This window comes from Candidatus Pantoea bituminis, assembly GCF_018842675.1.
Lineage (GTDB): Bacteria > Pseudomonadota > Gammaproteobacteria > Enterobacterales > Enterobacteriaceae > Pantoea > Pantoea phytostimulans.
This window is the reverse complement of the sequence record NZ_JAGTWO010000004.1, coordinates 1292354-1311263: the sequence shown is the minus strand read 5'-3', so window position 1 is coordinate 1311263 and position 18910 is coordinate 1292354. Positions and strand designations below refer to the sequence as shown.

Genomic DNA, 18910 nt, shown 5'->3' with positions numbered 1-18910 from the left:
TGTCATTGACCCTATAGATCGCAACAATTATGCAAGCTACAACCTGAAATATGCGCAGCAAATGGGTGCTCAATTTTGAATTTGCCGGCTATTGGTTTTGATTATTTAGACCAACGCATCGAAGGATGGCGACTATGAAGATAACGATATCGCCTTTTCAGCGTGAAGCCATGTTACTTGAACTGCTTCAGCAGGTTATTGAGGATAAGCTGTCGCAAGGCGAGTTATTAATGCAACTACGTAAAAAGGTGTTGGGATTCTCGCAAGAGCGCTATGCCGCGCTGGTGGGCATCAGCCGTCGAACGTTATCTGATATCGAGCAGGATAAAGAGAACACCACGCTAAGCACCTTAAATCGAGCATGTAAACCTTTAGGGCTTAAGTTAGGCGTATTACCTCGCCAACCGCATATGCTGAAAACATTATTAATCCAGCTTGCTGATCATGGAGAGTCCAATGACCACACATGAAAAACTGATCGCCCTGCTTAATCAGCATCAAGCGCGTTATCGGCTGATGAACCATGAAGCCACCGGCAAATGCGAAGCGGTGGCTGCTGTTCGCGGTACTGAAGTGGGACAAGGCGCCAAAGCGCTGGTGTGTCATGTGAAAGGCAACGGCATTAAACAGCATGTGCTGGCGGTGTTACCCGCCGATCAACAAGCGGATTTAACAAAAGTGGCGGATGCTGTTGGCGGACGCCGTGCATCGCTGGCCAGCCCAGCCGAAGTGGATTCGCTGACGGGCTGCGTGTTTGGCGCGATTCCGCCGTTTAGTTTTCATCCGGCATTAAAACTGGTTGTTGATCCGTTGCTGTTTGAACGGTATAGCGAGATTGCCTTCAACGCCGGTTTGCTGGACTACTCGGTAATAATGAATACAGAGGATTACCGCACATTCAGTAATGCTAACGTAGTGAAAATAATCCAGTAATTGCCATCACCAGAGGTGAAAGGTAATCTTCATTGTTCAACATCACGAATAAAGAAGACCTTACAATGGCAAATTTTTTCACTAAAACACGTCTGCGTCAGACGCTGGTTATGGCGATGATGGCAGGCTGTGCATTCGGCGCGCAGGCAAAAATTGAACAGGTACGCTTCGCTGTCGATCCCACCTATCCTCCTTTTGAATCCAAAACGCCGCAGGGCAAACTGGTTGGTTTTGATATCGACTTGGGTAATGCCTTGTGTGAGCAAATGCAGGCTAAATGCGTCTGGGTAGAAAGCCAGTTCGACGGCATGATCCCTGCGCTTAAGGCGCGTAAATTTGATGCCATCCTTTCAGACATGGGCATCACCGAAGAACGAATGAAGCAAATTGACTTTACCGTGCCGCTGTATGACACCCACACCCAGCTGATTGCCCGCAAAGGTTCGGGTATTTTGCCCACGGCTGAAGCGCTGAAAGGCAAAACGGTTGGCGTTGAGCAAGGTACCGTGCAGGAGCGTTATGCGCTGGCAAAATGGCAGCCGCACGGCGTAAACGTGGTTCCGTATGGCGATCAGGCGCAGGTGGAAAGCGATTTGATTTCAGGTCGATTGGATGCGGTCTTCACCGATGCTGCTCAGGCCGCTATTGGCTTTCTGAAGCATCCACAAGGTAAAGATTTCGAGCTGGCTGGCCCAATTGTGCAAGATCCGATTATTGGTCCCGGTACAGCAATCGGCTTACGTAAAGGCGATGCCGAGCTGAAAACCGCGCTTGATAACGCCTTCGCGGAAATCAAGAAAAACGGCACCTTCGATAAGATTCAGAAATCCTATTTCGCGACTGATATCTCAATTCAGCAGTAATATCACAGGCGGCATTTGTGCCGCCTGTTGTTATTCAGCACTATACTTTTCTTTTTATGCTCATTTAGAGGGCGTTACATTTCTCGCCCGCAGCCGATTACAGGACCGATATGCATCAACAACATCATCCTCTGCTAAGCGCATCGTTAGGCACTCAACGCGAAATTATTAGTTTCCACTTCGGCGAAGACAATAAACGACAGGTCTATATTCAGGCGGCTTTACACGGCGATGAACTGCCCGGCATGGCGGTTGCGTGGTTTTTAAAGAAGCGTTTACAAGCTCTGGAATGTGCTGGCCAGTTAAAAGCAGCCTTTACGCTGGTACCCGTCGCGAACCCTTTGGCGTTAAGCCAGCATTGGCATGGCACACATTTAGGCCGATTCCATACACTTTCTGGTCAGGACTTTAATCGCAAGTTTCCGTCTTTAGGTGAGGCGCTAGCGGAGAAGCTTTCAGGTTCGTTTACGCAAAGTGAGTATGATAATAAAAGACTGATTCGTAACGCCATCGACCTTCACTACCGCGACACCATTCCTAAAACCGAACTGGATGCGCAGCGCTTTACCTTGATGCGTATGGCAAGCCAGGCCGATTTAATGATTGATCTGCATTGTGACTGGGAAGCCGTGCCGCATTTATACACCACGCCACATGCCTGGCCAGATATTGAGCCGCTGGCGCGTTGGCTGGGCAGCGAAGTCCAGTTGCTGGCACAGATTTCGGGTGGTGAACCCTTTGATGAAGCTTGCTGCGAGCCTTGGTTAACACTGGCAGACATTTTCGGTAAAGAATACCCGATGCCGCGAGGCTTGTTACCGGTGACGCTGGAATTACGTGGTGTGCGTGATGTTTGCCCGGAGCAGGCTGAGAAAGATGCGGATGCGATTATTTCTGCTTTGCAAGAAGGTGGCTATATTGGCGGTAGCGAACCTACGGTTTCCGTTGAAGTCGCCGCGCCTGTCATTGGTGGCGACGAATTAGTGTCGGTGAGCTCTGGCGGCGAAGATGTGAGTGTTAACGCTGAAAATGGTGTTGGTTTAAGCGCACCGAACGTGATTGAAGCGACCGATGAGTCGAGCATGATCAAAGAGCGCTATAGCGAAGGCACTGCTATCGCTTCCCCTGCCCTGAAAAACCCGCCTACGCCGTTGTCGGGTTGCGAGTATATCCATTCACCTGTATCGGGATTAATCCTGCATCGTAAACCATTAGGCGCGCATATCCGATCGGGCGAAGTCGTCGCGGAGATTATCGATCCGGTGACTGATCAAGTAACGCCGCTTGTGGCAGAGTTTGGTGGAATTTTGTATGCACGACATTGGGTACGCTTTGCTACGGCGGGGATGCTGGTAGTGAGGTTGGCGGGCGAGAATGAGGTTAGGAGTGGTGAGTTATTGGTGGGGTGAAAAAGGCTTCCCGAAGGAAGCCTTTTTAAATTAATCCAGCCATTCCGTGTGGAATACACCTTCTTTATCCGTACGCTTATAAGTATGCGCACCGAAATAATCACGCTGGGCCTGAATCAGGTTAGCCGGCAGAACTTCTGAGCGATAGCTGTCATAGTATGCAATCGCAGCTGAGAAGGTCGGCGTTGGAATACCATTTTGAACAGCATAAGCAACCACATCACGCAGCGCCTGCTGGTATTCATCAGCGATGTTCTTGAAGTAAGGTGCTAACAGCAGATTTGCAATGCTCGCGTCGTCTGCATAAGCATCGGTGATCTTCTGCAGGAACTGGGCGCGAATGATACAACCCGCGCGGAAGATCTTAGCAATGTCACCGTAATGCAGATCCCAGCTATATTGATCTGACGCTGCTTTCAGCTGTGAGAAGCCTTGAGCGTAAGAAACGATTTTACCCAAATACAGAGCACGACGCACTTTCTCGGTGAATTCAGCTTTGTCACCGGTGAAGGCTTTTGCTTCTGGGCCGCTTAAAACTTTAGACGCTGCAACGCGCTGAGTTTTCAGTGAAGACAAGTAACGTGCGAACACCGATTCAGTGATCAGCGACAGTGGCTCGCCAAGATCCAGTGAGCTTTGGCTAGTCCATTTACCAGTGCCTTTGTTCGCGGCTTCATCCAGAATTACATCAACCAGATATTTTCCGTCTTCATCTTTCTTAGTGAAGATATCTTTGGTGATGTCGATCAGGTAGCTGCTTAGCTCGCCGTCGTTCCACTCACTAAAGGTTTTAGCCAGTTCTTCGTTGCTAAGATTCAGTGCGCCTTTCAGCAGTGAATAAGCTTCAGCAATCAGCTGCATGTCGCCATATTCAATACCGTTGTGCACCATCTTCACATAGTGACCAGCGCCATCTGGACCGATATAGGTTACGCAGGCTTCGCCTTCAGCACGGGCAGCAATCTTCTCGAGGATGGGTGCAACCAGTTCATAAGCTTCTTTCTGACCGCCAGGCATGATGGATGGACCTTTCAGGGCACCCTCTTCACCACCGGAAACGCCGGTTCCGATGAAGTTGAAGCCTTGCTCAGAAAGCTCTTTATTACGACGGATGGTGTCTTTGTAGAAAGTGTTGCCGCCATCGATAAGGATGTCGCCTTTATCCAAATGCGGAGTCAGTGAAGCGATAGTTTTGTCAGTAGCTTCTCCCGCCTGCACCATCAGCAGGATACGACGTGGTTTCTCCAGTGAATCAACAAACTCCTCAATGGAGTAGTAAGGTGAGAGTTTTTTGCCTTCGTTCTCAGCGATGACTTCATCAGTCTTTTCGCGTGAGCGGTTGAAGATAGAAACAGTGTAACCGCGGCTCTCAATGTTAAGAGCCAAGTTGCGGCCCATTACTGCCATACCTACAACGCCGATCTGTTGCTTTGACATTATCTACTCCTGTCTGAAGGTCACTCGTTAAATCGCCAAGATTCAACGAACAAATGTGGCAAACATGTTAACTCATGATTGAAACGGAAAGGTAGTTTTTGGTGCGATAGTTAAATACATTATTTACAGCTAAAATCACATTTATTGTGGGGGCTCTGAGACTAATAAATCACCACGCTTCATATTGGACTTGAAATAAAGCGGCAAAATTTCTTCTGGCGTGCCATCCATTTTTACTGTGCCATGCTCTAGCCAGAGAATACGCGTGCACGTCTTTCTTAATAATTCGTTACTATGGCTAGCAAGAATAAGAATTTTCGTAGAATTAATGATGTTAGTCAGTCTTTCCTCTGCTTTCTCTTTGAAGCCTTCATCCCCGACGGAAAGCCACTCATCCATTAGCAGTATTTCAGGCGTAAAAATTGTACTAACGCTAAATCCAAGACGCATTTGCATGCCTGAAGAATAAGTCCTTACCGGCATATCAATAAAATCGCCTAAGTCAGTAAAGGAAATAATCTCTTCAATTTTGCTATCAATCTCCTTTTTGCGCAAACCAAGTAAAGCGCCTCTTATATAAATATTTTCTCTGCCCGTAAATTCCGGGTTAATACCTAAAGAGATAGAAATAAGTGAACCAATATCACCATCAATCGTTGCTTTACCCGTAGTGGGATGATAAACCTTACTAAACATACGGAGTAAGGTTGTTTTACCCGCACCATTATGTCCAATCAAACCTACACGTTCACCATCCTGAATTTCAAAATTCAGATTGTTCAGTGCGGAAACCACAACTTTGCCGTTATGACTGCCAACTTTTCCACCAGTAGCAAAATTAATGAAATTCTTTTTTATAGAACGGGCCTGTGCATTAAATATAGGAAAATCAATACCAACGTTCTCAAATCTTATCAGAGCCATTTCTTTACCTATACCCAATATGGAACGCGATATTTATATTTGCTGGTCATGGCAATTGATGCGGTCAGTCCTACAACAGCCATTACAATCGCCACAATGTAACTACTTACCATTGGCATAGTGCCTAACAAAGGGCTTCTTACCAAATCAATAAGATGATACAGAGGATTCAAATTAAGTAATAATTCGCCAGCACGATGTGAAAGAAGTTTGGGCATCCAAATTACTGGCGTGAGGTAGAATATTACCTGCATAATACTTAATACAATCTGTGTCATATCACGAAAACGCGCACAGATCATTGAAAGGATCATTAATAGCCATGTTAAATTGAGGATTAAAAGCAGGAAACCTGGCACTGCTAATAAAGCAGTCCAACTCAGCCCTTTCCCCACAGCTAATAATACAAAGGGAAGAATTACAATATTGTGCAAGAAAATAATTAAATTTTTCCAAATTACACGCATAACATGCACATGTAATGGAACGGGGAGTTGCTTGATAATACCCTCAGAAGAAATTAAAGCATCACATCCTTCTGAAATTGAACTTAGAATAAAGCTCCATGTAATTAGCCCTAATGTTAAATAAGGGAGAAACTCTTTAACATCTGTTTTGAATAAGTTACCGAAAACTAATCCCATGGTTGCTATCATTACGGCCATGCTTATAGTAATCCAAAATGGCCCCATCTTAGATCGCTTATAGCGCATTCTGATATCTTGTCCGCCCATCACGCGAACAACATGGAAGTTTTTCAGTGCTGATGAGAAGTCATCAAGTCCTACGGATTTTTTAGAAACGACATTATAAAATTCCAAATTGATAAGCAAGGCGATTAATACCCACAAGGAATTTATCCCCACACAACCTTGATAACATCAGCGTCATAAATTCTTCTTGCTGCGACTCGTCCAATTGGTCACGCAATTTTATGATGTCATTTATATTACAGACACATCGAAAAATAAGATCTAATTTGATGATGGGTAATCCGCAATGATGTAAGGCAAGGCAATTGATATGAATTTGAGAGCCAAGCGTAAACTCGTTTAAATAAATACCTATTAAACGTTGACGAAACTGCAGGGCATATCGAGAACTAGTATCATTATTGGATTTTAAAAATTCAACCACCGTCAAATAATCTAATGTATCAACTTCCTTTTTCTTTGAACCGTCGTTACGCAAGAATGTATTTGTTTCAACGGAGCTGGCCAACAGCGCTCGCGGCTCCATCTCTTTTTCGGTAACATAAGCGTTGTAATAGGATAATAAAACCTCATCCTTCTCAACAATTGAAGTCACTGATTTATTATGCCATGAGCTTTCGCCTTCGCGTCGGTAATAGTAGTAATCAGCAAGGAAATCATGATCGGTACTCAGTTTCTTTTCCATAAAAGAAACGTTATATAATGATTTAAAGTGCTGTTCTGAACTTGTCAGTGACTTTAAAACTTTACTCAACCCGAACTCCCCACGCTTAATGACTAAAGGGCGAACGTTTGAGAGTTTGTAATCTTGCCAGAAAGCTTTAAACTTATCTTCTCGAGTTATTTTCCCGGCAACAGAAATGCAAAATGAACCTAAATGGTGTGAGTGTTGGCTATTTTCAGTTGAACCTAACACTTCAATTTCAGAATTAAACAGTGAATGAATGAATTCATCTAACCCAAGTTTAGAAAAGAATACACTATCATTGATAATTAATAATCTTTCACAAGTTGCATCCATTTTTTTATCAATGAAGTAACTCATTCCCGACTTATAACTTCCAAAGTCTCTACCGTAGTTATCTCTTTCAATATAGACATCCACAAGATCACTTGGGTAATTAACCTGCTCTAACTTCAATGTATTCACTGCAATTACAAAAACATTTTCTTTTCTTGCCGCTTTTAGAAGCTCGAGCGTATCGTTTCTCAATTGCTTCTTTTCATATAAAGCGAGAAGCATTACTTTCCCACCATTATACTCTTTCTGTATTTTAATATTATTATATTTTTTTGTCTTTATGCTATCACGCAGTGATAATAACCCATAATATGTATATATAATTATTTTTAACACCAAACGGGCAAGAACCATAAAAATTCTTTTCATTAGAATACCTGTTTAAACTAATTTTTTGAATATTGTCATTATCATGAAAACGGCCGTTTCCAAACTACTTTGGCGATATACCTTTGCATTTAAAAAACCAGACAGACGATAAACTAACCCACGCCTGCCATCCTTATAAAAGTTAACAAGGATTTTTTTATTTTCAGATGACATACTTTCGAAGATTGAATTCAATGCCTTTTCATTAACCAAGGCCCATACTTTGAATTCCCCTGAAAAAGTTTTTTCAGGCGGTTTAACTTAGACATCACCCCTTGATTACTTCCAACCAAATTATTGTGATGCTGGCGATAAAGTATCTTTGGAACTTCATCATAAACGACATGCCCATTCAATGCAGAGCATAAAATATAGAGAATCCAATCATGTGACACTATTTTCAGATCATCTGGCATATTTTCAAATATACTTTTAAGGTGATGATTAAAGACCATCGTATTGCCACCAGCATAACTCTGTAAAAGCGCGTTTCTGAACCCTATGCTTTTTTAAACAGAGGCGACAATCCTATAACCTGTTCATCAGCGTCAACTAATGTTGTACGACTCCCATACAATAAATAGGTATAAGATTCCGATACATTGGCTAATGTATTTACAGCAGTCATTAATTTATCTTCAAGCCATATGTCATCTTGATCCGCAAACGCATAATAAGAAGATTTTATATTTTTGTTTCTCAACATACTCAGGAAATTTTCTGCAAAACCCTTTCCAGGGCCTCTCAGTAAAATTACTTTTCCAGAAGGTAGTTTAGTTGAAAAGTTTTCAATGATAGATAGAGTAGTATCTGTCGAACCATCATCTGAAATATATAAAACCCAATTTTGGTAGCTTTGCTTGAGTATCGAATCTAATTGTTTCTCAATGAATTCTTCGCCGTTATATGACGCCATTAAAATACTTATCTGACCACATTCATTCATTTTTTTGCGTCAATTTAGATTAATTTCAACTTCCGAAGATCAAAATTTGAAAGCCAGGATTAATTTCTGGCTTAATGTGTTATTCAAAATAGGCTGCTTTCTCGAAACTCAGGCCTTCTTTGTCTTTACCAGATAACTGAGGCTGCAGGCCGCCAGCGATAGGCCATTCTATTCCGACAGTTTCATCATTCCACAATAATGAATGTTCGGCATTTGGATTATAGTAATTTGTACATTTATATACGAATTCTGCACTGTCGGAAGTGACGAGGAATCCATGTGCAAAACCTTCAGGGACCCAGAGTTGACGCTTGTTATCCGCTGACAGATACACGCCGATCCATTGACCAAATGTGGGAGACGATTTACGCATATCAACGGCTACATCAAATACTTCACCTGAAACTACGCGTACTAATTTTCCCTGCGTATTTTCGGTTTGATAATGCAGCCCTCTAAGTATACCTTTCGAGGATTTAGAGTGGTTATCCTGAACAAACTGACGTGGGCAAACCAGTTCTTCAAACTTCTTCTGCTGCCAGGTTTCCATGAAGAAACCTCGCTCATCCCCAAATACCGAAGGCTCAATGATTTTCACATCAGGAATTTTAGTTTCGATAACTTTCATTACAGGCGACCTTCATAAAGCGACATCAAATATTTACCGTATTCGTTTTTCATTAATGGCTTCGCTAATTCCTTTAGCTTTTCGCGATCAATAAAGCCCATTCTATAAGCGATCTCTTCTGGGCAGGCAACTTTCAGTCCCTGACGCGTTTCAATCGTTTGAATGAAGTTGTTCGCTTCGATCAGGCTCTGATGGGTACCGGTATCTAACCAGGCATGACCACGGCCCATAATCGATACCGAAAGTTCGCCCTTCTCAAGATAAAGGTTGTTGATGTCGGTAATTTCATACTCACCACGCGGCGAAGGCTTGAGATTCTTTGCAAGTTCAACCACGCTATTATCGTAGAAATAAAGTCCGGTAACAGCGTAATTACTTTTCGGCACTTCAGGTTTTTCGACAAGTGAAATGGCTTTGCCATCTTGGTCAAACTCAACGACACCGTATCTTTCAGGATCGTGGACATGGTAAGCAAATACGGTTGCGCCCTGATCTTTTTTACTGGCTTCTTCAAGTTGTTTGTGAAGATCGTGTCCGTAAAAAATATTGTCGCCTAAGATAAGTGCACAAGGATCGTTACCAATGAATTCTTCACCCAATACAAATGCCTGAGCTAAGCCATCTGGGCTTTCCTGCACTTTATATTGAATGTTAATTCCCCATTGAGAACCATCACCTAACAGACTTTCAAAACGAGGTGTATCTTGCGGAGTGCTTATAATCAAAATATCGCGAATGCCTGCCAGCATTAATGTGCTGAGCGGATAATAAATCATCGGCTTATCATAAATAGGTAGCAGCTGCTTGCTAACGGCCATGGTCACCGGATACAGGCGCGTGCCTGAGCCACCCGCCAATATAATACCTTTGCTATTCTTCACGACATTCACCCTTTAAGCCCTTTAATTGATTGATCTTCCATCAAAATATGTATTATTCGTATAGCTCGTCGATGAGACGAGTCACGCCAACTTCCCATTCAGGTAACACTAATCCAAAAGTTTCTCTGAATTTAGTCGTGTTTAAACGTGAATTATTCGGGCGTTTTGCGGGAGTAGGAAATGCTGCGGTTTCTACAGGATTAATAGTTTGAACCTGCAATTCTACGCCCTTAGCGCGAGCCTGGGCGATAACCATACCCGCATACTCAAACCACGTTGTGGTTCCAGAAGCAATGAGATGATACAACCCACTGACTTCCGGCTTGACCAACGCGACTCGGATTGCATGAGCGGTGCTATCCGCTAACAAATCAGCACCAGTTGGCGCGCCGAACTGATCGTTGATGACTGAAAGTGTTTCACGATCTTTAGCTAGTCGAATCATTGTCTTAGCAAAATTGTTGCCGCGGGCGGCATATACCCAACTGGTGCGAAAAATCAGGTATTTACTCATATTGCGTGCAATAGCCTGCTCACCTTGCCGTTTGGTCTCACCATAGACATTCATCGGCTCAGTGGCATCGTCTTCATTCCATGGTTTATCACCAGAGCCATTGAAAACGTAGTCTGTTGAGTAGTGCACTAGCAGCGCCCCACACTCTTCTGCTGCTTTAGCTAAGAATTCAACTGCCGTTGCGTTTACCAGCTGCGCTTTCTCTTTATCCGATTCAGCTTTATCAACCGCCGTATAAGCTGTCGCATTAACGATAACCGTCGGTTTCAACTTACGTACGGTTTCCGCTATGCCCTGAGGATTTTCGAAATCGCCGCAATAGTCAGCGGAATGACGGTCTAGCGCAATAAGGTTGCCCAAGGGAGCCAACGCTCGTTGTAGCTCCCAGCCTACCTGACCATTTTTACCAAATAAAAGAATATCCATTAGCTGCGTTTCTCGTAATTTTCTTTGATCCAGTTCTGATACGCACCACTTTGAACATGCTCAACCCATTGTGCATTGTTGAGATACCACTCCACCGTCTTTTTCAAACCTGTTTCAAAAGTCTCTTGTGGTTTCCAGCCTAAATCTTTTTCGATTTTGCTCGCATCAATAGCATAACGGCGGTCATGGCCAGGACGATCTTGGACATAGGTAATCTGATCGCGATAAGGCGTGGTTTTCGGACGAAGTTCATCTAACAATTCACATACTTTCAATACAACATCGATATTTTTCTTTTCATTATGTCCGCCGATATTGTAAGTGCTACCGGGTTGAGCCTGCTTAACGACGGTATAAAGCGCGCGGGCATGATCTTCCACATATAACCAATCACGAATCTGATCCCCTTTACCATAAATAGGTAATGGTTTACCGGCGAGTGCATTGCTGATGATCAGTGGGATAAGCTTCTCAGGAAAGTGATAAGGGCCATAGTTATTCGAACAGTTGGTAACAATGACTGGCAATTTGTAGGTGCGGCCCCATGCGCGGACCAAATGATCGCTGGCTGCTTTGGTAGAAGAATAGGGGCTGCTTGGCGCGTAGGAGCTTTCTTCCGTAAACAGCGGTAATTCACCTTCCATTTCATCAGGATGTGGCAAGTCGCCATAAACTTCATCAGTTGAGATGTGATGAAAGCGGAATGCACTTTTACGTTCTTCAGGTAGCGCTGACCAATATTGACGGCAGGCCTCTAGCAGCGTGTAGGTTCCCACGACATTGGTCTGCACAAATTCAGCCGGGCCGGTAATTGAGCGGTCAACATGGCTTTCAGCAGCAAGATGCATAATGGCATCAGGTTGATAATCATTAAGAACCTGGGTGATTGCCTGGCCATCACAAATATCAACATGTTGAAAGTGGTAGCGAGAGCTTTGACTCACGTCTTTAAGAGACTCAAGATTACCCGCGTAGGTTAATTTGTCGACATTAATGACTTCATCATCCGTCTGATCAATGACGTGCCGCACCACCGCCGAACCAATAAAACCTGCACCACCAGTAATTAAAATCTTCATAACGTTTTGTTATTCCTGACAAGCTATCGTAGGCATTGCTGCCTGCATGTAAGCAGATAAGTAAAAGCAATCTTTAGGCACGCTACCGCCCTTGGGTTACAGCTCCCACGATGCTGATGATCTTTGGCTAGAGTAGAACGCTGTAATCACGACTTTGCGTATTTTCAGTATTCCGTTGATAGATATCGCTTTATTACTGAAATAATTTAAGCTGAGTAATCATTTAACAAGGGCAAATTCTATCACTCGGGTTTCAGAATGACGAACGAAATGAGTTCAAATATCGGGTGTTAGTTCAAGTAATAACCGCCTATAAGGCGTAGATGATGGTTGCTGATGCGTCAACAAGCTGCAATCAGAATTCTGTGAATTTCAAGATGGGATTTCAAATCGTAGAAAATAAGGCGAACGTTTGTTCGCCTTTTAAAGCTTAACGGTTATTTAAAACCATTTGGATTCTTGCTCTGCCAGTTCCAGGTATCACGCATCATCTCATCGATGCCGCGCGTCACACGCCAGTCCAGCTCATCATTGGCCAGCGACGCATCAGCCCAGAACGCTGGCAGGTCACCGTCGCGGCGCGGTTTGATCTCAAATGGAATCTTCTTACCAGAAGCATTCTCAAATGAATTAATCATCTCCAGCACTGAGAAACCTTTGCCGCCGCCAAGGTTATAGGCTTTATACCCTTCCACCTTGCTTAAGTGATCCAGCGCTTTTAGGTGCCCTTCTGCCAGGTCAACCACGTGAATGTAATCACGCAGGCAGGTGCCATCTGGCGTATCGTAATCACCACCGAACACGCCCAGCTTTTCTAAACGTCCAATCGCAACCTGCGCAATGTAAGGCAGCAAATTGTTTGGAATACCTGTTGGGTCTTCACCAATTTCGCCTGATTCATGTGCGCCAACTGGGTTGAAATAACGCAGCGCAATCGCTTTGAAGTTTGAATCGGCTTTGGCGAAGTCACGCAGGATAAATTCAGTCATCAGCTTCGAGGTGCCATACGGGCTTGTCGTTCCACCAATCGGCGTGGTTTCTACGTACGGAACCGGCGCATCTGCGCCATAGACGGTGGCAGAAGAGCTGAAAATAAAGTTCCAGACACCTGCGCTGCGCATCTCTTCCAGCAACACCACGGTGCCCGCTACGTTGTTCTCATAGTATTCAAGCGGCATACGCGTTGATTCGCCTACCGCTTTCAACGCGGCGAAGTGAATCACGGCAGAGATATCATTAGATGCGAACAGATCGCGCAAGCAGGCGCGATCGCGAATGTCGCCTTCAACAAAGGTGGCTTTCTTGCCAGATAACTTCTCTACGCGACTGATGGCTTCGCGCGAGGCATTGCACAGGTTATCCAGCACAACAACGTCGTCGCCACGCTGCAACAATGCCAGCACCGTATGGGAGCCGATATAGCCTGCGCCGCCCGTTACTAAAATAGCCATGTGAACTCCTTTCAGTCTGCCGCGTAAACACGCGGCACGTGAATGTTGAAGGTTACTTCGCCAGGATCTTTTGAATAGCTTCGCGGAAATCGCGACCTTGTGCGTTGTTACGCAGGCCGTATGAAACGAATGCCTGCATGTAACCCAGCTTACGACCACAGTCGAAGCTTTTACCCGTTAACAGCGAAACATCTACCGTTTTCTGCTTGCTCAGGCTGGCGATAGCATCGGTCAGCTGAATACGACCCCACGCGCCTGGCTCGGTACGCTCCAGTTCTGCCCAGATATCAGCAGAAAGAACATAGCGACCTACCGCAGCCAGATCGGAATTCAGTTCAGCCGGGTTTTCTGGCTTCTCAACAAAATTGGTGATGCTGCTAACATCGCCTGGGTTGTCGATAGGTTCTTCAGTGGTAATCACCGAGTATTCAGAGAGATCAGAGTTTGGCATGTGTTTCGCCAGCACCTGGCTGTGACCGGTTTCTTCGAAGCGTGCAACCATCGCTGCCAGGTTATAACGCAGGTGGTCAGCGGTGGAATCATCCAGCAGCACGTCTGGCAGTACCACGACGAACGGATTATCACCAATCATTGGGCGGGCACACAAAATGGAGTGACCAAGACCTAATGGTTGTGCCTGACGCACGTTCATGATGGTAACGCCCGGAGGACAGATTGATTGTACTTCGCTCAGCAATTGACGCTTAACGCGCGCTTCAAGCAATGCTTCCAGCTCGTAAGTCGTATCAAAGTGGTTTTCCACCGCATTTTTGGAAGCATGGGTGACCAGCACAATCTCTTTGATGCCCGCTGCAACACATTCATCCACGATGTATTGAATCATCGGTTTGTCGACAACAGGCAGCATTTCTTTCGGAATGGCTTTAGTCGCAGGGAGCATATGCATACCGAGACCCGCAACCGGGATTACTGCTTTAAGCTTGGTCATGTTTATTCCGTTTAATGAAGTGAAGATGTGGATCGATTATGCAGGATCGGCCAGAGCTGCAAGTATAATCTTTATCTGAAAATCCTACACTAACTGACTGTCAAATCATGGAAATTCGGCTTTTTACCTAGGGACAGAGCGTGCAGAATATGAGGAAAGACAATCAGTAATCGCCAAATGAAATTCGATCCGGTTGGACACAAATCCGATCCGTCATGAAATAAGAAAACGCCCTGAGGCCAGCCAAAAAAGAAACGGGCGACACCGTGTCACCCGTATAATTTGACGTTATATACCCTGAACTTACATCGCCGGAGCTTAGCCAGGCTTGCCAGGTATTGCTCCGTTCGTCCCCTTGTTAAGCTGCGTTTCTACACACGGACTCTTCGGGGGAACAGGGCATTACAACCAGCGCTCAAACCACTCCGGCATTACAAACAAATTGAAGTGATTAATCAGCATCATTAGCCCAACGAACACCACTGAAACTGACATCCACTGACGCGCATAGGGCATAAAGCGAATACCAATCACCGGCTTGATAAAGAAAGGATGTGCCAGCGCGGATATCAATACCTGAGAGATAGAGAGCGTTAATGCAACGTAGAGGACATTTGGCCAGATGAAGGTCGTGGCTAATACTCCTAATACCACCAGGCTCGCGACAATGTTCCAGTAGAATTCCACGTTAGTGCGACCGTTCGCTTGCGAAATCGCCCCGGTCAAACCACCCATTGGACGCAGCATACCGAATAACAACATCAGCGGGATCAGATGATAAACCTGCTCATGGGATGTGCCATACAGCACACGCACGATAACCGGAGAGAAGACGCCGATAACAAAATACATGGCGCTGCTGAACAACATAATCGCCAGCGTTCCCTTCAGGAACAGTTTCTTAAGCTGTTCAGGATCCTGCTGTTTCTCTGCAAAACGCGGTAGCGCTAAACGGTTAATCACCGGTGTAACCAGCTTCAGCGGTTGTAATACCAGCTCTTTCGCCAGTGAGTAAACCCCCAGCATCTCCGCGCCCATCACTTTACCCACCACGAGCGCATCGGCTTGGGTACGTAACTGATTGATCGTCTGCGATCCCAACTGATAGCTACCGTAACGCACCGCGCCAATAAAGGTCGCTTTATCAAATTCCCACGTGGGACGCCATGATTTCTCGCCCAGCACAATCATGCAAATGATGCGGGTAAAGGCGTTAATGAATAGACCGAGTATGGCCGCGGCCACCGTAAGCGAGGTGTATTGCAGCATCGCCACTACGCACAGAAAGGCGAACAGCTTGGTGCCCATCTCAATTTTTGCCAGCGAGACCATCCGCTTGGTTTTGATGTAGTGCGCCTGGTATTGCGACAAATGCCCCAACACCAGAAAGTTCAGGCTGGTCAACATGATCAGACCTACCAGCTCTGGCAGGTGATAGAACCAGGCAACCGGAAAGGCAATCGCTAGCATGATCAAGCCAGTACATAAACTGAGTGAGACGTTCACCCAGTAAATGGTGCTCTGCTCGCGGCGAGTAATGTTCTGACGGTGCACGAGATAGCTGCTCATGCCCATATCCTGAAGTACACCCGCTACGGCCAGAATGGCGTTAATAATGGCTAAAAGCCCCAGTTCATGGGTTTCCAGCTTACGGGCGAGAAGGCTAAGTTGTGCAACCTGCAGCACCGCCGAAAAACAGGTGCTGCCAAACAACCAAATCGCCTGTGACTTAAATCCACTCACACCAATCGCTCCAGAATCTGTGCCAGCTCGCCATAAGCGATATGCTGATTAAATTCGGTCTCAACTTTGTGTCGAGCCGCTGCCACTACCGGCGCGACATCCACTTCTCCCTGTGAGAGTTTCAGCAAGGTATCCGCCAGCGCTTCCGGGTCATCTTCTTCAACTAACCAGCCGGAAACATTGTTTTCAATCAGTTCAGGGATGCCGCTATGAAAGGTAGAAACCACCGGCAAACCGACCGCCATGGCTTCCATCAGTGCCACGGGAATGCCTTCCATGTCACCATCGGCAGCCGTTTTAGACGGCAGCAGGAAGATATCAGCCTCGCTTAATGCTTTGCGGATCTCGTTCTGCGGCTTGAAGCCTGGCATCGTCACACAATCTTCCATGCCCTCTTCGGCAATAAAGCCGCGCATCATCTCATCCTGATCACCATTACCAATAATGGTGTACTGGAACTGGCCACCGCGCTGTTTCAAAATTGCGCTCGCTTTCACCGCGACATCCAGTCCTTTCTTCTCAGTGAGACGTGCAACCGAGACAATCCGCAAAGGTTTATGAAATCCCTGACGCGGCTGAAAATTAAATTTCTCAGGCTCAATTCCCATGCGGGTAACATGAATTTTTTCTGGCGGGCAACCCATCTCAATCAGCTTGTTCTCCCATAAATGGCTGATCGGCAACATCAGTTCGCTCTGCTCAAACAGATTGATGTAATCGTGTTTGTGCTCCTCCAGAATGTGTCGACGTGAAATGTCAGCACCGTGAAACACGGTGGCCTGTTTGCCCTTCAGCACGCCTAACTCGCGTAACTTATTGGCGAGCGCACCTGCATAACCAAAATGCACCAGAAACACATCAGCAGTGAAAATCTGGGACGCATTTGCCACAATCGATGGCAACAACAGTTTGCTGGATTGTGCGCCATAGCGGCGCACATTGAGCGAACGAAGCAGCGAAGATTTGGTTATCTTCGGCAAGACCAGCTTGAGGCGCTGGATCAGCTTATCCACCAGCGAGACTTTCTCTTCCGGCAACAGATAATGTGTCTTAGCCGCCAGCCCATACTCATCAAAGGCAGCGTGCCGATTCACCAAATCACCGGGAAATACCGAAATAATCTCCACATCGTAACCGGCATCAATAAAATGGGTTACCTGATTCAAAACAAAGGTTTCGGAGGCAACCGGGAAACGCATGGTGAAAAAAGTCAGCTTCATCTGATTACCCTAATACTTTGAGAATCTCTTCAGTGATCCGATTGCCAATTTCCCTTTCATTCGCAACGGCCGTGTCGACCTTGTGCTTGATGTTGTCGTAATCAGCAAGAACGGTCTTAACCTTGTCGATCAGCGAACCATCCATCAGGCTTTTGACATCCGTTGCCATCTGCGGCAAACCAAGCTGATTCATCACACCCATCGACTTGTGCTCGTAGTTGATCGCAACGGCTGGCGTGCCGAAGTTCATGGAAATAATGGCGGAATGCAGGCGAGTGCCGATCGTCAAATGACAGTGGCTTAAAAGGATTCCCAATTCAAGGTCATTGAATTCGTCCATGATGACATGGTAATGCTCAGGCTGTGCAACGTGATCGCGTAACGTTAACGCCACCATGCGGTCATCTTTCGCGTAGCTGTCGATGCCGGTACAGGTTGAGAAAGCCACAACCTGATAGCCTTCGGCAATCATCGCGTTAATGACGCGCCCAAAAGCCTCTTCATACTCTTTCTGGGTCACACCCAGACGCTTGTCAAACGGCGCCAGTTCACGCACGGTAATGGCGATCGTTTTGCGCGCGCTGATAATAGATTGCCAGTGACGCAAGTTATGACTTGGATTTTCAACTTCACGCGCTTTAACCAAAAACGCGGTATCAACGCCGGCAGCAACTTTAGAGCTGGTCACACCATCGCGCTTCATCAGATCAAGACTGACAGATTCACGCAATACCAGGCTGTTTACGCGGTCAAACACAAAGTTCGCCAGGGCGTTAACGCGAGGATTCTGGAACGGGCCGACTGAGTGACCAATCATGTAAATCGGCTTCTTCGCCATCAAGGCACACAGCGCATGGTCAAACTGGGTAACGCCATACAGATCGACGAAGAATGAACCGCCAACCTGAATAATTGCATCGTACTGTTTCAGGCTTTCAGTAAAGGCTTTGAGGTGCGCTGGTACAGAAAAGGATTTATACAAGCCGCCTTTGCCCAAGTGCGCCATCATGATGTCAGGCATCAGACGGTTCGCGACTTTACGCTTTACTGAACCGACCAATCCTTTACCTGACTTGCTGTTATGCAAAAACAGCGAGTCTTGCTGAATGTGCTGTTGAAGCAAATAACCAGAGCTGGTTGGATAACGGCTAATGACATCGATATCAAGATCACTACGCGCGGACTGCATCGAATCAATCAGTCCACGAAGAATCGCGCCATCCCCACGATTCCCACAGGTATGGTTACCCACCAATAAAATTTTCATAAAAACTCCAAATAAATTTTTTTAATTCTGCAAGCCGCCATCTTCCAAACTGGCTAAGTGAACTCTGTTAAAGCACTGCAATAAGGCAAATAAACCCAAAAAACCGCTCCTGAAACTGCTGGCCGCCTCCATTGTGG

19 protein-coding genes are annotated in these 18910 nt (G+C 45.7%); 4 read left to right on the top strand and 15 right to left on the bottom strand.

Going from position 1 to position 18910, the window contains the following annotated elements; all coding sequences use genetic code 11:
• Positions 1-134: 134 nt before the first annotated feature.
• The 4 genes from KQP84_RS09770 (at position 135) to KQP84_RS09755 (ending at position 3205) form a co-directional block, all read left to right on the top strand.
• Positions 135-470, top strand: coding sequence for a helix-turn-helix domain-containing protein (locus KQP84_RS09770; RefSeq protein ID WP_215846289.1), 336 nt, complete (start codon positions 135-137; stop codon positions 468-470).
• Positions 457-933, top strand: a complete 477-nt coding sequence (locus KQP84_RS09765; RefSeq protein WP_215846288.1) for a YbaK/prolyl-tRNA synthetase associated domain-containing protein — start codon at positions 457-459, stop codon at positions 931-933. Before KQP84_RS09770 ends, KQP84_RS09765 begins: the two co-directional genes overlap by 14 nt.
• 65 nt (positions 934-998) lie before the next feature.
• Positions 999-1796, top strand: coding sequence for an ABC transporter substrate-binding protein (locus KQP84_RS09760; protein WP_215846287.1), 798 nt, complete (start codon positions 999-1001; stop codon positions 1794-1796).
• A 110-nt stretch (positions 1797-1906) separates the two neighbouring features.
• Positions 1907-3205, top strand: coding sequence for a succinylglutamate desuccinylase/aspartoacylase family protein (locus tag KQP84_RS09755; RefSeq protein ID WP_215846286.1), 1299 nt, complete (start codon positions 1907-1909; stop codon positions 3203-3205).
• A gap of 30 nt (positions 3206-3235) precedes the next feature.
• Here KQP84_RS09755 and gnd read toward each other — a convergent pair whose 3' ends face one another.
• From gnd to wcaK, 15 genes are all read right to left on the bottom strand, one after another.
• On the bottom strand, positions 3236-4642 hold the full coding sequence (gene gnd / locus KQP84_RS09750) for an NADP-dependent phosphogluconate dehydrogenase (protein ID WP_215846285.1): 1407 nt from the start codon (positions 4640-4642) through the stop codon (positions 3236-3238).
• A 141-nt stretch (positions 4643-4783) separates the two neighbouring features.
• Entirely contained in the window at positions 4784-5566 is a 783-nt protein-coding gene (locus KQP84_RS09745) for an ABC transporter ATP-binding protein (protein WP_215848242.1), read from the bottom strand.
• A gap of 8 nt (positions 5567-5574) precedes the next feature.
• The gene (locus KQP84_RS09740; RefSeq protein WP_252515247.1) at positions 5575-6417 is read right to left on the bottom strand and encodes an ABC transporter permease; all 843 of its coding nucleotides are present in this window, start codon (positions 6415-6417) and stop codon (positions 5575-5577) included.
• Positions 6374-7669 carry a rhamnan synthesis F family protein gene (locus KQP84_RS09735; protein ID WP_215846283.1) on the bottom strand — a complete coding sequence of 432 codons (1296 nt, stop codon included), beginning with the start codon at positions 7667-7669 and terminating at the stop codon, positions 6374-6376. Before KQP84_RS09735 ends, KQP84_RS09740 begins: the two co-directional genes overlap by 44 nt.
• A gap of 191 nt (positions 7670-7860) precedes the next feature.
• Entirely contained in the window at positions 7861-8124 is a 264-nt protein-coding gene (locus tag KQP84_RS09730) for a glycosyltransferase family protein (RefSeq protein WP_215846281.1), read from the bottom strand.
• Positions 8125-8168: 44 nt separating this feature from the next.
• On the bottom strand, positions 8169-8585 hold the full coding sequence (locus KQP84_RS09725) for a glycosyltransferase (protein WP_215846279.1): 417 nt from the start codon (positions 8583-8585) through the stop codon (positions 8169-8171).
• Between the two features lie 109 nt (positions 8586-8694).
• Positions 8695-9243 (bottom strand): dTDP-4-dehydrorhamnose 3,5-epimerase, encoded by a 549-nt coding sequence (rfbC, locus tag KQP84_RS09720; RefSeq protein ID WP_215846277.1) that lies wholly within the window; start codon positions 9241-9243, stop codon positions 8695-8697.
• Positions 9243-10124, bottom strand: coding sequence for a glucose-1-phosphate thymidylyltransferase RfbA (rfbA, locus tag KQP84_RS09715; protein WP_215846275.1), 882 nt, complete (start codon positions 10122-10124; stop codon positions 9243-9245). Before rfbA ends, rfbC begins: the two co-directional genes overlap by 1 nt.
• A gap of 52 nt (positions 10125-10176) precedes the next feature.
• A complete protein-coding gene (gene rfbD, locus KQP84_RS09710) occupies positions 10177-11064 on the bottom strand; it encodes a dTDP-4-dehydrorhamnose reductase (RefSeq protein WP_215846274.1) in 888 nt (295 codons plus the stop codon).
• On the bottom strand, positions 11064-12143 hold the full coding sequence (rfbB, locus tag KQP84_RS09705) for a dTDP-glucose 4,6-dehydratase (RefSeq protein ID WP_215846272.1): 1080 nt from the start codon (positions 12141-12143) through the stop codon (positions 11064-11066). Before rfbB ends, rfbD begins: the two co-directional genes overlap by 1 nt.
• Positions 12144-12580: 437 nt before the next feature.
• Positions 12581-13594 carry a UDP-glucose 4-epimerase GalE gene (galE, locus tag KQP84_RS09700; protein WP_215846271.1) on the bottom strand — a complete coding sequence of 338 codons (1014 nt, stop codon included), beginning with the start codon at positions 13592-13594 and terminating at the stop codon, positions 12581-12583.
• A 52-nt stretch (positions 13595-13646) separates the two neighbouring features.
• On the bottom strand, positions 13647-14543 hold the full coding sequence (gene galF / locus KQP84_RS09695; protein ID WP_215846269.1) for a UTP--glucose-1-phosphate uridylyltransferase GalF: 897 nt from the start codon (positions 14541-14543) through the stop codon (positions 13647-13649).
• A 402-nt stretch (positions 14544-14945) separates the two neighbouring features.
• Positions 14946-16286, bottom strand: coding sequence for a lipopolysaccharide biosynthesis protein (locus KQP84_RS09690; RefSeq protein WP_215846267.1), 1341 nt, complete (start codon positions 16284-16286; stop codon positions 14946-14948).
• Positions 16283-17506, bottom strand: coding sequence for a glycosyltransferase (locus KQP84_RS09685; RefSeq protein WP_215846265.1), 1224 nt, complete (start codon positions 17504-17506; stop codon positions 16283-16285). Before KQP84_RS09685 ends, KQP84_RS09690 begins: the two co-directional genes overlap by 4 nt.
• A gap of 4 nt (positions 17507-17510) precedes the next feature.
• Positions 17511-18773: a colanic acid biosynthesis pyruvyl transferase WcaK gene (wcaK, locus tag KQP84_RS09680; RefSeq protein WP_215846263.1), complete on the bottom strand. Its 1263-nt coding sequence runs from the start codon at positions 18771-18773 to the stop codon at positions 17511-17513.
• Positions 18774-18910 lie beyond the last annotated feature (137 nt).

Coding starts and splice junctions, on each gene's coding strand:
- galF (WP_215846269.1), bottom strand. CDS start 14,543: ATGACCAAGCTTAAAGCAGTAATCCCGGTTGCGGGTCTCGGTATGCAT.
- KQP84_RS09745 (WP_215848242.1), bottom strand. CDS start 5,566: ATGGCTCTGATAAGATTTGAGAACGTTGGTATTGATTTTCCTATATTT.
- KQP84_RS09760 (WP_215846287.1), top strand. CDS start 999: ATGGCAAATTTTTTCACTAAAACACGTCTGCGTCAGACGCTGGTTATG.
- wcaK (WP_215846263.1), bottom strand. CDS start 18,773: ATGAAAATTTTATTGGTGGGTAACCATACCTGTGGGAATCGTGGGGAT.
- KQP84_RS09685 (WP_215846265.1), bottom strand. CDS start 17,506: ATGAAGCTGACTTTTTTCACCATGCGTTTCCCGGTTGCCTCCGAAACC.
- KQP84_RS09765 (WP_215846288.1), top strand. CDS start 457: ATGACCACACATGAAAAACTGATCGCCCTGCTTAATCAGCATCAAGCG.
- galE (WP_215846271.1), bottom strand. CDS start 13,594: ATGGCTATTTTAGTAACGGGCGGCGCAGGCTATATCGGCTCCCATACG.
- rfbB (WP_215846272.1), bottom strand. CDS start 12,143: ATGAAGATTTTAATTACTGGTGGTGCAGGTTTTATTGGTTCGGCGGTG.
- gnd (WP_215846285.1), bottom strand. CDS start 4,642: ATGTCAAAGCAACAGATCGGCGTTGTAGGTATGGCAGTAATGGGCCGC.
- KQP84_RS09770 (WP_215846289.1), top strand. CDS start 135: ATGAAGATAACGATATCGCCTTTTCAGCGTGAAGCCATGTTACTTGAA.
- KQP84_RS09730 (WP_215846281.1), bottom strand. CDS start 8,124: ATGGTCTTTAATCATCACCTTAAAAGTATATTTGAAAATATGCCAGAT.
- KQP84_RS09755 (WP_215846286.1), top strand. CDS start 1,907: ATGCATCAACAACATCATCCTCTGCTAAGCGCATCGTTAGGCACTCAA.
- rfbD (WP_215846274.1), bottom strand. CDS start 11,064: ATGGATATTCTTTTATTTGGTAAAAATGGTCAGGTAGGCTGGGAGCTA.
- rfbC (WP_215846277.1), bottom strand. CDS start 9,243: ATGAAAGTTATCGAAACTAAAATTCCTGATGTGAAAATCATTGAGCCT.
- KQP84_RS09725 (WP_215846279.1), bottom strand. CDS start 8,585: ATGGCGTCATATAACGGCGAAGAATTCATTGAGAAACAATTAGATTCG.
- KQP84_RS09735 (WP_215846283.1), bottom strand. CDS start 7,669: ATGAAAAGAATTTTTATGGTTCTTGCCCGTTTGGTGTTAAAAATAATT.